The following is a 12,317-nucleotide window of genomic DNA, read 5'->3' as shown; positions in this document are numbered from 1 at the left end:
TATGCCAATCTATAATGGATATGAATATTGGTATAAAGCGGGAAGAGAAATTAAAATTCAAAATAATGATGGAAAGTTCCTATTTTCTAAGAATTATCATCTTTGTTTATGATGAAAAAGCACTAGTTTTCCTCTCCAAAGTTGTTATTGATGAGCTTTTCAAGAGCATTAAGAGCATCTGTTGCTTCTGGTCCTGAAACACGAATGGTGAGGTTGCAACCGGATGAAGCCGCTAGCATCATAAGTCCCATAATTGATGATCCGCCAACAATTTTCCCGTCCTTTTCAACTTCAACAGTAACATTAAAATTGTCAACAGTTTGTACAAATTTTGCAGAAGCACGTGCATGCAATCCACGTTTATTACAGATATTGAAATGACGACTTATACATGGGAGGGTATCTTTGGAAAACATTGGTATTTTATTATCCGCTATAAAATCATACTTGGTACATTAATATATTTACGCCCTGCTTCTTGTGCTATTCTTAACGCGTCTGATAATGAAATATCAGGACATTTGCGAATAGAAATCAGTTTAATAAGCATGGGCAAATTAACACCCGCAATCATTTCAACGCGTCCTTTTTCAATAGCAGGAATAGCTATATTTGATGGTGTTCCACCGAACACATCTGTTAATATGATGACGCCATGATCCGTATTTGTATCGGTTACTGCGGCTATAATATCACCTCGGCGCTGATCTATATCGTCATCGGGATAAACGCATATTGTTGCGAACTTTTCTTGTACTCCAACAACATGTTCCACGGCATGTAAAAATTCGACAGCCAGCTCACCGTGCGTTACAAGCACGAGTCCAATCATTTACGCAAACTCCTGTTAACTAATAAGACCCAACCATAGTTGGTGGGAAAGACATTGTACAAGGCTTTATCTTGCTGCCAAGAAAAATTTGCAAAAAAAAGGCAAAAATTGTGATTTTTTTATCTTTAGAAAAAATTAGACAGATTTTAGCCATATTTTTCTAAACAAAAATGCTTCAATAGCTTGACAAATGGCTGTACAATCGGCTTCACGAAGAGAGGGAAGTTTTAAAAGAGGAATGTGCAAATTTTCAAATTGAAAAGTTTTATCTGTGGAAAAACGTTCATATTCCGGACCGAGAAAAATAATGCAATCGATAGTTGTGTGCTTTTTAAATTCTATCATATAAAGACCAACGCCACGAATCTCGATGCCGCCCTCTAAATTATCAGGAGTGTATCCGTGAAGCTTTCCATTTTCCGCACGCAACATTGTATAATCATCACTGATAAGCTTCGCTTCACGTTTTGACCACTCAGCGCGGTCAAGCAAAGAAAGGGTGATGGTTGATTTTCCTGATCCCGATGGACCTATAATTAACAGCCCCTTGCCGCCCAGTTGAAGGCAATTTGCGTGGAGTATTTCACATTTTGTTTTCATGTCTTTTACTTTGGATAAAAGATTTATTTAGCAAGCGGAAGTATAATAGTAAAACGTGCACCAGTTTTACACTTCCCAAGTGTAGGATCAATAATATTTTCGGCTGTAATTGTCCCATTATGAGCTTCGATGATTTGCCGACTAATAGAAAGGCCAAGTCCAGAGTTTTGTCCAAAAGCATCTTCATTTGGTCGATCTGTGTAAAAACGTTCAAAAATGCGTTCAATATTTTCTGAACGAATACCTGGGCCATTATCTTCAATGGTTAAAATAAGGGTTGAAGCATGACTTTTCATAGTAATGCAAATTTTGCCACGATTCCGAGGAATAAAAGAACGCGCATTTTCAAGAAGATTTGAAATCACTTGCCCTAAACGGAGTTCGTGTCCCAATACAAGATAGGCTTTTCCATGAGGACGTGGGACAATATTAAGGCTTATATCAATGGTTTGCGTATTACGATACACTTCCTGAACAGCATGAACAAGACTTTCCAAAAGCGGTGTCATATCAACAATCTCTGCGGTTTCTCGTGCAAGCTCTGCATCGAGTCGCGATGCATCAGAAATATCTGTAATCAACCGATCAAGGCGGCGCACATCATGTTGAATAATTTCCAGCAATTTCTCTTGTGCTTCTTCATTTTTAGCCAGAGGGAGCGTTTCAACAGCACTGCGTAGAGAGGTGAGAGGATTTTTTAATTCGTGGCTTACATCAGCAGCAAAGCGTTCAATGGCTTCAATACGCATATAAAGGGCATTAGTCATATCACGAATAGAAGTTGAAAGGTGACCAATTTCATCTTCACGCATTGAAAAATCAGGAATTTCTACACGCTGATTATTGCCATTACGCACTCGATTAGCCGAGGCAGATAATTTACTTAATGGATGGGCAATCGTATGGGCCAAAAAGAGAGAAAGAACCAAAAGTACGCTACCTACAACGGCAAAAACTTTAAAGATAACCAGTCTTTCGCCTTTTACAATGTTATCAATATCGGAACCAGTGGTTGAAAGAAGAAGAGCTCCAACCACTGCGCGATAGCGTTGAACAGGAACGGCAACAGAAACAATTAATTGCCCTTGTCTGTTGCGTCTTTTAGCCGTAGCAAGAGATCCGTTTAATGCGCGGTACACTTCTGGATAAGCAATACCACTGGTTTTTGTTTGTTCTCTGTCAAGAGCAATACCTTTGCCATAAAATGCGCTTGAATACCATGAAGTAAGGCGATCCCACATGTTTTGTTCTGTTTTAAGTGGGGGTAAATCATAACTAAAAACTTCTCCACTAGAATAAAGAACGCGCGAATCAAGAAGGAGAGTAGCATCACGATCATAGATACGTGCTCTTGTCGTTTTAGGTGTAATAAGACGCCGTAAAAGAGGGGCAACTTGCTCAGGGTTAATAGGAAAATCCCAAGAATCGGTTGATTGAGGAGCGGGTGTAACGCTTTCACCAGTCTGTAACTCTAAGAGTTTTTGAGGGTCAATGAGGATAGAATTTGTATCTACTGTTGCAGAAGCAGCAATAGCCCCAGCAATAATTTTTCCTTGGGTACATAAACTTTTGATTTTTGCTTCAATTAAACCATCGCGAAATTGGTTAAGGTATAAAATGCCTGTAACTAAAACAGCAAGAGCAGCAATGTTTAATATAACAATGCGACGTGTGAGGCTGGAAAAAAGCAATTGTCTAAAGAGACGTTGTGTTCGAAGATGCAAACGAGCGAACATAAGAAATGGCGTCGAGGATGTACCATTAACGGTTGTTTTTTGTAAAGTTTCCAGTTGAAAATTGTCTGTCATCGATTTGATTGCCATTCAAATTTTTGCGACAAAGTAGTTTTATACCTCGTGGAAACGATAACCTACACCATAAAGTGTTTCAATCATTGCAAAATCATCATCCACTTGTTTAAACTTTTTACGCAGACGTTTAATGTGACTATCAATGGTGCGATCATCTACGTAGACTTGATCACTATAAGCAGCATCCATTAAAGCATCACGACTTTTTACAACTCCTGGTCTTTGTGCTAAGGTTTGCAGAATCAAAAATTCCGTAACGGTTAAAATAACAGGTTTATCTTTCCATGTACAGGTGTGGCGTTCTTGATCCATCACAAGATCTCCGCGTTTGAGAGAAGAGGTGGAAGAAGTTCCTGTAGAAAGCGGTTGGTTACGTGCATTAGAACGGCGTAAAATAGCTTTCACGCGTTCAATAAGAAGACGTTGGGAGAAAGGTTTAGTAATAAAATCATCAGCTCCCATTTTGAGACCAAATAATTCATCAATTTCATCATCTTTAGAGGTAAGAAAAATAACTGGAAGATCAGATTTTTGACGCAAACGACGCAAAAGTTCCATCCCATCCATTCGGGGCATTTTAATATCAAAAATAGCTAAGTGTGGAGGGTGAAGTGTGAGACCCTTGAGTGCAGATGCTCCATCTGTATAGCTTTCAACCCGATATCCTTCTGTCTCAAGCGCAAAAGATAAAGATGTCAAAATATTGCGATCATCATCAACAAGTACAATCGTTTGCGTGATTGTTGGTGTATCTTTCATGGTTTCTTAGACCTTTCTATTGCTGTGGTAGCAAATTACCCACACTTATTTATATGGGAGTTCATATTTTTTTTGCAAAACAAATATGATACAAATTGTAGCAAAGTAAAAAAACTTTTGTCATTACTGTAAAATCTTGTTTTGCTTTCATAATTTATAATGTTTCTACGTCTATTAAGATCCCTTCATTTGAGAGAAAATTTTCATAAAGGCTTTTTTTATCAAGGTTTATTACAAAGTTTATTATTGTATTTGTCTCATAATTGAACAGATGTAGTTTTGATTGTTGAAGTTTAGAAAATCTGCCTATGTGTTTTAAGAGCAAAGAAAAGAATGTGGCAATATATGCACAAAAATTTGTTTCTGCTACACGAAAGGAGGTCGTAATGGGATTTTTTAATTTTATTAAAACTGTAGGGGAAAAATTAGGTATTGGGGACCATGAACCAAAAGAAAAGGATTTTAAGAGAGCATTTGATCATTTTCAACTCGGTACAGAAAAAGTCAATATTCAAGTTGAAGACGGTAAAGCTATTTTAAGCGGTGAAGTTCCAGATAGGGAAACACTTGAAAAAGCACTGCTGGTTGTTGGCAATTCACAAGGTATCTCGTCTGTAGATGTTGATCAATTAAAGGTTATAGATACAACGCCTAGAAAAACTTCTCGCTTTTATGAGGTCAAATCTGGTGATAATCTTTGGAAAATTGCTGAAGAGGTTTATGGAAAAGGGCAAGGTAATAAAAACACATTTATTTTTGAAGCCAATAAGCCAATGCTAAAATCTCCCTATAAAATTTATCCTGGACAAGTTTTACGTATTCCTGAAATTGACCATAGTTAATTCATCAAAGGGGATAATTTTTTACTGATGGCATTAAACAAAAAATAAAGAAGCGTAAAAAATCTCACGCTTCTTCATTTTATAAAGTGTGTATTTATAATAAAAGGAGCTTAGTGAACAGGAGAGGATTTAGAAGGTGATGGTACTTTCATAGCGTTTACAGAGAAATCAACATCAATGGTTCCTGCTTTCTCAAATGTTAATTTTGCGCTAATTTTATCACCTAACTTAAATGGTTGTGAAAGCCCCATGAACATAATATGATCACCGCCAGGCTTAAGCGTGATTTCGCCATTTCCCGGAATTTCAATGCCATTGTGCAATTTTTCCATTTTCATAATATCATTAACGACAGCCATAGAGTGTATCTCTGTTGTTTTTACTCCGTTTGTGGAAATAGAAACTAAACGGTCTGGGGTATTACTATGATTAATAATGTAGAGATAACCGCTACCAACTCTTATACCTCTAAGTGTTTCGCGTGTCCAAGGATTGAGAATTTCTATGTCGCCAAGTTTATATTGCTGAGCACCTGCTGGCAGGGTTATACCAGCAAAGAGAAGAGCACACACGATATTTATGATAACCTTTTTGTATGGATATTGTGTATGTATTATATTCTTAAAGATGAGATTTGTTATTTTCTTAATAATAGATGTCATCATTGATTTACCCTCCTTCATAAGATTCACACTTTGAATATTTTTTATTTTAGCAGAGCTTTTATTTAAAATAAAAGAAAGAAATGCTAAAATGAAATTGATTTGAATATAAAAATCATAGAATTCTTGAAATTTAAAAGAAGACAGTAAGATTTACAATGACAACACACCTCTTAACGCTTCCGTGTTCATCTCATAAATAGTATTTGCAAATGGTATAAAATCTATGATTCACTACTATTTTACTTAATGAAGATATAATACAGAACAATCATCAACCACTTTACCAATTTTTAATATTATGACAGCTCTTGGCATTTTTAAGCGTTTATACAGAGGTATTTTTATATATTTTCAAAGTTCAAAATTATACAGTTAAGAAAAAACGCTTTAGGTGAATTTAAAGCACAGATTTCAAATAGCCGCAAACAATGAGACCGTTAGAAGGAGAATTTTTGAAAGGAGATCGATAGATAATACCTTTACTGATATGAGCATTAGATATGATGACTATTTTAGTCCAAGGAAGATTTATAATATTTGTGATATAAATTATTCGCCTTTTAAAAAGCTTTTACGTGAGTATGATTTTATCAATGATGAGAAGATCAAGAGCGAGAGTGCAATCATTCTTTTATTTTTTAATTTTTATAGAAAGATATATTTTTTGAGAATTGCAAGAAAAATATATTATGCTCTCAAGTCTCTCATAAATATGGTATTTATGGGTCATTAGAGTGCCTATTTTAAAATAAATTTTTTATTTTGGAGATGTTTCTCTCATTATTCTCTTGTAGCAATAAAAGCCTGTTCTTATATACGAGGCAGCAAGGCTTGTTGCGACTTGCAGTTTATTATTATTTATGTTGCTTGAAGCAATATACGGGCTTTAGGTGTTATGAGGAGCTATCTTAAAAAGATGCTTTATGAAGGTTGAGGTAGCTTGCTGAATGGAGATTATAATATGGCAAAAGTAATTGGTATTGATTTGGGGACAACGAACTCTTGTGTGGCTGTTATGGATGGCAAAAACGCAAAAGTTATTGAAAACTCAGAAGGAGCGCGAACAACACCTTCCGTTGTTGCCTTTACTGATGGGGGGGAGCGGCTTGTTGGGCAACCTGCTAAACGGCAGGCGGTGACAAATCCTGAAGGGACAGTTTTTGCAGTTAAACGTTTGATAGGGCGCCGTTTTGATGACCCTATGGTTGAAAAAGATAAAGCGCTTGTTCCTTATAAAATTGTTAAAGGTGACAATGGTGATGCATGGGTTGAAGAGGCGGGAAAGAAATATTCTCCGTCACAAATTTCAGCTATGATTTTGCAAAAGATGAAGGAAACAGCAGAATCTTATCTTGGTGAAAAAGTTGAACAAGCCGTTATTACGGTTCCTGCTTATTTTAATGATGCGCAACGTCAAGCCACGAAAGACGCAGGTAAAATTGCTGGACTTGAAGTTTTACGGATTATTAATGAGCCAACTGCTGCTGCTTTAGCTTATGGTTTGGACAAAAAGGACGGAAAAACAATTGCTGTTTACGACCTTGGTGGTGGTACATTTGATATTTCAGTCCTTGAAATTGGAGATGGGGTTTTTGAGGTTAAGTCAACCAATGGAGATACGTTTTTAGGGGGTGAAGACTTTGACATGCGCTTGGTTGGTTATTTTGCCGATGAATTCAAAAAAGAGCAAGGAATTGATCTGAAGAATGATAAACTCGCTTTACAGCGCTTAAAAGAAGCGGCAGAAAAAGCAAAAATTGAGCTTTCTTCGTCACAGCAAACAGAAATCAATTTACCATTTATCACGGCAGATCAATCAGGTCCCAAGCACTTAACAATGAAATTGACTCGGGCAAAATTTGAATCTCTCGTTGACGATTTAGTGCAGCGTACCATTGAACCTTGTAAAGCTGCGTTGAAAGATGCTGGATTAAAGGCCGGTGAGATTGACGAAGTTGTTTTAGTGGGTGGAATGACACGTATGCCCAAGATTCAGCAAGTTGTGCAGAGCTTCTTTGGTAAGGATCCACACAAAGGCGTTAACCCTGATGAAGTGGTCGCAATGGGTGCTGCCATCCAAGGAGGTGTATTGCAAGGCGATGTCAAAGATGTGTTGTTGCTAGATGTAACACCTTTATCTTTGGGTATTGAAACCTTGGGTGGGGTTTTCACACGCCTTATTGAGCGCAATACCACTATCCCGACGAAAAAATCGCAAGTTTTTTCGACAGCTGATGATAACCAGAGTGCTGTAACGATTCGTGTTTTCCAAGGTGAACGGGAAATGGCAAGTGATAATAAGTTATTGGCTCAATTTGATCTTGTTGGTATTCCTCCAGCACCACGTGGTATACCTCAAATTGAAGTTACTTTTGATATCGATGCGAATGGTATTGTTAATGTTTCGGCCAAAGATAAGGGAACAGGTAAAGAGCATCAAATTCGTATTCAGGCATCAGGTGGTTTAAGTGATGCTGATATTGAAAAAATGGTAAAGGATGCAGAAGAGCACGCGGCTGAGGATAAAAAACGCCGTGAAGGTGTTGAAGCTAGAAATCAAGCGGAGGCTCTTATTCATTCAACTGAAAAGTCGCTCAATGAATATGGCGATAAAGTATCAGCTGAAGAAAAGGGACAGATTGAAACAGCAATATCTGATTTGAAATCTGCGCTTGAAGGCAGTGATACGGAAGAAGTAACAACAAAGATGCAAAAATTAGCAGAAGTCAGTATGAAACTTGGACAGGCTATGTACGAAGCCTCACAAGCAGCGAGCGCTGACACTGAAACAGAGGCAAAGAATGATGATGTTGTTGATGCTGATTTTGAAGAAGTTAATGATAAGAAGAAATAGTGTCAGCATATGTGTTGATTAATTGATAAACCCGGCCTTTGAAATATAAGGCTGGGCTTTATTATTTGAGATAAGTTGCAACTTTGTTGCTAAAAATATAAATTAAAAGCAATATTATCCATAAAGATGGATGACAGAAAAATTATCAGGAATACATGATGAAGGTTGACTATTATGAAATTCTTGGCGTGACTCGCGAATGTGATGATAAAAAGTTGAAATCTGCTTTTCGTAAGTTGGCAATGCAATATCATCCTGATCGCAACGCGGGGGATAAAGAGGCAGAGCGAAAATTCAAAGAAATTGGCGAAGCCTATGAAGTTCTTAAAGATCCCCAGAAGCGTGCTGCTTATGATCGATTTGGCCATGCGGCCTTTGAAAATAGCGGTGGTCAAGGGGGAGCAAATCCCTTTGGTGGTTTTGCTGCTGGTGGTGGATTTGCGGATATTTTCGAAGACTTTTTTGGTGAGATTATGGGAGGTACACACCGTAAGCGTGGTGATAGTCGCGAACGTGGCGCAGATTTGAGTTATAATATGGAAGTGACTTTAGAAGAGGCATTTTCAGGAAAAACTGCAGAAATTAATATTCCCAGTTCCGTTACGTGTGATGTTTGTGAAGGATCAGGAGCGAGAAAAGGCTCTAAGCCGCAAGTTTGTGGAACATGTCATGGATCTGGTCGTGTGCGTGCTGCACAGGGTTTCTTTTCTATTGAGCGGACATGTCCTACATGTCATGGACGTGGTGAAACTATTACGGATCCATGCCCCAAATGTCAGGGGACACGGCGTATAGAGAAAAAACGTTCATTAAGCGTAAATGTTCCAGCTGGTATTGAAGATGGAACGCGTATTCGCCTTTCTGGTGAGGGTGATGCTGGTATTCGTGGTGGGCCCAATGGTGATCTTTATATTTTCCTTTCCATTAAACCGCATGAGTTTTTTCAGCGAGAAGGAGCAGATCTTCACTGTCGCGTTCCTATTTCAATGGTAACAGCTGCTTTAGGAGGAGAGTTTGAAGTTTCCGACCTTGATGGTGTTAAAGCACGCGTTAAGATTCCAGAAGGGACACAAAATGGACGTCAATTCCGCCTTAGAGGCAAAGGTATGCCTATGTTGCGCCGTCAGCAAGCAAGGGGTGATCTTTACATCCATATCACGATTGAGACACCGCAGAAATTAACGCAAGAACAACGTGAATTGTTGCAAAAATTTGAGAAACTCTCAAATCATGAAAATTCACCGCAATCACATGGTTTTTTTTCACGTATGAAAGAATTTTTTGAAAATATTTCTGGTTAAAATATGTGAATGTTCTCAGAATAATTAGAGAGAACTGTGGGAAAGTTATTTTCATTAAGCTTTCTATTGTCTCATTATCTTTGAAAAGCATTTTTTCTTGAAAAGAAAAGAGAGAGATAGCTAATTTAGGATAAACTCCTGCTGCTGATAGTTTTTATATTTCATGAATTTTATGGATAAGTCTTATTTTTGAGTGTCTATAACATTTTAAAAAGGGCTTATCCATATAAGAACGCAATTGAGTGATTGATAATAAATATTGCCAGTGTCATGATAACTGCCTTTATGCATTCAGTATTTTTTGTGTTTATTTTTTCACTCAAAATTTCTTTTTAAAGGCTCTATAATAAAACTATAAAATAGGTAGCGGCTTGCCAAGAAACGCTAAATAAACTGTTAGGCAATCCATCTTTTTCAAATAAAGTATCAACTTCTTATAACCGATTTTATTTTTGGCATTTTTCATAGTTTTAATCACTGCTTCCTTTAAAATAAGGGTTATTTTATTCGGAATAGCTTTTACATGCCTCATCTTAGCTTTTAGCAGTAATCATGTCTTTTTAGATGCGGATTTAGTTTTGTATTTCTGATGTCATAAATAGTTCTTCCAGATAATAAAAAACGCTATAATCAAGTTTATTTTGTTCCAAAGAAATTGTGGAATGAGATAATGTGTGTTGAATGCTAAAGAAGACATAACAAAACAAGTTTTGAGGTATTCGATGTATCTCTCTTGTGGGGAAACAGATTCGATGGAATTCACTTAATTGAATTTATTGGCATAATAAAAAGTTGGTGGGAAGATAGAGGAAGTTACCTTTAAAAAGAAAAAATAAATACAATAAAAAATAGCACAATATGCTTAGAAAACAGCACGATATATTGTTGAAATTGATTAGTGATATGGAAAGGGAAATTTACGAAATGAATCTTTTTTCATAAAATAACATAATTAAAAGAATTAAAAATTCTAAAAAACATTGAATAATTCAAGCATGTATCGCTATGCAGAAAGAAAAACTTAATGACAGATCATGAAAAATGAGAAGTTTTATAAAACCTTACGAAGAGAGTAATCTAAACAATTAAATGCTTTTACGAAGATGCTTCTGAAGAGCTACTCGCAATAAAATCAAAATATATGATAATTTTGCAAAGCCTTTTTTCAATTTTACGATATAAAAAGATAAATTATTATTATAAATCAATTTATTATAATTCTCCATGAGGAGCGTTCAGTTGACATTTCCTCATGTTTAATGATTGAGAAAAAGTCAAATTTTTAAAACCAAAGTTATAGTTTATTGAGATAAGCTATAAAGCGGTTGAGTGATTTCTTATCTTGGGAATATGTTAATTTTATTATGATAAGAAACTTTATTTTTATCTTACAAAATCAATGGTTGTATATATTCCTATTCATTGTTAAGTATCCATAGGGATAAACTAATGAGTTGAATGTACGGCTTAGCTTCAAAATTTTGCTTTTCAATTTTATATATAAGATCATAAAATAATGACATTTTTTTACGTCTATTTTGTTTAATTTTTCGCTGTCAATTTTTAAAGGAAGTATTTTGTATTTCATTTCGTTATTCCTTTTTCGTAATTTAGAGGAAAATTGACGATTTTCAGGGGAGGGGGTGGATAGAGTAAAGTTTGGTTTTATTGTTTTCACTTTTCCTAAATTTCATTAAGAGATGGTAAAAAGTGATGAGGAGGCTCTATTGATGGATGATGCTAAAAACGGTGATGTAGATGTTTTGGAAAAACAAGCAGCATTTTTATCGTCTGCTTTACCTTATATGCAAAAATATGAAAATGAAACGGTCGTGGTAAAATATGGCGGCCATGCTATGGGTGATCCTGATTTGGGGCGAGCATTTGCGCGTGATATTGCTCTATTAAAGCAATCGGGAATTAATCCTGTTGTTGTTCATGGTGGTGGGCCTCAAATTGCTGAAATTTTAATGAAAATGGGGATTGAATCGCGATTTGAAAACGGACTACGGGTAACCGATGAGCGGATCGTTGAAGTGGTTGAAATGGTTTTAGCGGGTTCCATAAATAAAGAAATTGTTGCTCTCATCAATGCTGAGGGTGAATGGGCAATAGGATTATGCGGCAAGGATGGCAATATGGTTTTTGCCGAAAAGGCTTATAAAACTGTCATTGATCCTGATTCGCATATTGAACGTGTTTTAGATTTGGGGTTTGTTGGTGAGCCTGTTGAAGTTGATCGCACATTGCTAGATCTTTTAGCATCTTCTGAAATGATACCAGTTCTTGCTCCTGTAGCTCCAGGACGCGATGGTAAAACTTATAATATCAATGCTGATATTTTTGCTGGAGCTATTGCTGGTGCATTAGAGGCTAAACGCCTTTTATTTCTCACTGATGTTCCTGGTGTTTTGGATAAACAGGGTAAACTTTTAAAAGAATTGACAGTTTCTGAAGCTGAAAGATTTATTAAAAATGGGACAATTTCAGGAGGTATGATTCCAAAAGTAGAGACTTGTATAAAAGCCCTTCAAAATGGTGTGGAAGGTGTTGTCATTTTAAATGGTAAAACTCCTCATTCTGTTTTACTAGAGCTGTTTACCGAACAGGGAGTTGGAACGCTTATTGTTTCATAAATTGTGGGGAAAATTGG

The 12,317-nt window shown here is 36.5% G+C and carries 10 protein-coding genes; 4 read left to right on the top strand and 6 right to left on the bottom strand.

Translation table 11 applies throughout. From position 1 onward, the window contains the following. Positions 1-122: 122 nt before the first annotated feature. From ACFINU_RS00470 to ACFINU_RS00450, 5 genes are all read right to left on the bottom strand, one after another. On the bottom strand, positions 123-416 hold the full coding sequence (locus ACFINU_RS00470; RefSeq protein WP_012754483.1) for an HPr family phosphocarrier protein: 294 nt from the start codon (positions 414-416) through the stop codon (positions 123-125). Between the two features lie 17 nt (positions 417-433). Further along, positions 434-832 (bottom strand): PTS sugar transporter subunit IIA, encoded by a 399-nt coding sequence (locus ACFINU_RS00465; protein ID WP_375617495.1) that lies wholly within the window; start codon positions 830-832, stop codon positions 434-436. 135 nt (positions 833-967) lie between these two features. Further along, positions 968-1,432, bottom strand: a complete 465-nt coding sequence (locus ACFINU_RS00460) for an HPr kinase/phosphatase C-terminal domain-containing protein (protein ID WP_375617496.1) — start codon at positions 1,430-1,432, stop codon at positions 968-970. Between the two features lie 23 nt (positions 1,433-1,455). Continuing rightward, positions 1,456-3,240 carry a stimulus-sensing domain-containing protein gene (locus tag ACFINU_RS00455; protein WP_375617497.1) on the bottom strand — a complete coding sequence of 595 codons (1,785 nt, stop codon included), beginning with the start codon at positions 3,238-3,240 and terminating at the stop codon, positions 1,456-1,458. A 39-nt stretch (positions 3,241-3,279) separates the two neighbouring features. Further along, entirely contained in the window at positions 3,280-4,002 is a 723-nt protein-coding gene (locus ACFINU_RS00450) for a response regulator transcription factor (RefSeq protein WP_005774392.1), read from the bottom strand. A gap of 386 nt (positions 4,003-4,388) precedes the next feature. Here ACFINU_RS00450 and lysM point away from each other — a divergent pair, with 386 nt between their 5' ends. Continuing rightward, positions 4,389-4,844, top strand: a complete 456-nt coding sequence (gene lysM / locus ACFINU_RS00445; RefSeq protein WP_375617498.1) for a peptidoglycan-binding protein LysM — start codon at positions 4,389-4,391, stop codon at positions 4,842-4,844. Positions 4,845-4,954: 110 nt separating this feature from the next. On the opposite strand, the gene ACFINU_RS00440 is transcribed toward lysM, so the two are convergent. Beyond that, positions 4,955-5,509, bottom strand: a complete 555-nt coding sequence (locus tag ACFINU_RS00440; RefSeq protein WP_375617499.1) for a copper chaperone PCu(A)C — start codon at positions 5,507-5,509, stop codon at positions 4,955-4,957. Positions 5,510-6,470: 961 nt separating this feature from the next. On the opposite strand from ACFINU_RS00440, the gene dnaK reads away from it, so the two are divergent. The 3 genes from dnaK (at position 6,471) to argB (ending at position 12,300) form a co-directional block, all read left to right on the top strand. Then, positions 6,471-8,363 carry a molecular chaperone DnaK gene (gene dnaK / locus ACFINU_RS00435; RefSeq protein WP_273790233.1) on the top strand — a complete coding sequence of 631 codons (1,893 nt, stop codon included), beginning with the start codon at positions 6,471-6,473 and terminating at the stop codon, positions 8,361-8,363. A 158-nt stretch (positions 8,364-8,521) separates the two neighbouring features. Further along, positions 8,522-9,664: a molecular chaperone DnaJ gene (dnaJ, locus tag ACFINU_RS00430; protein WP_375611466.1), complete on the top strand. Its 1,143-nt coding sequence runs from the start codon at positions 8,522-8,524 to the stop codon at positions 9,662-9,664. Between the two features lie 1,730 nt (positions 9,665-11,394). After that, on the top strand, positions 11,395-12,300 hold the full coding sequence (argB, locus tag ACFINU_RS00425) for an acetylglutamate kinase (RefSeq protein WP_375617500.1): 906 nt from the start codon (positions 11,395-11,397) through the stop codon (positions 12,298-12,300). Positions 12,301-12,317: the final 17 nt, after the last annotated feature.

The organism is Bartonella sp. AC130YNZD, assembly GCF_042196865.1.
In the GTDB taxonomy this organism is placed as follows: Bacteria; Pseudomonadota; Alphaproteobacteria; order Rhizobiales; family Rhizobiaceae; genus Bartonella.
The sequence above is the reverse complement of the archived record's forward strand: the minus strand, read 5'-3'. Positions and strand labels throughout refer to the sequence as shown.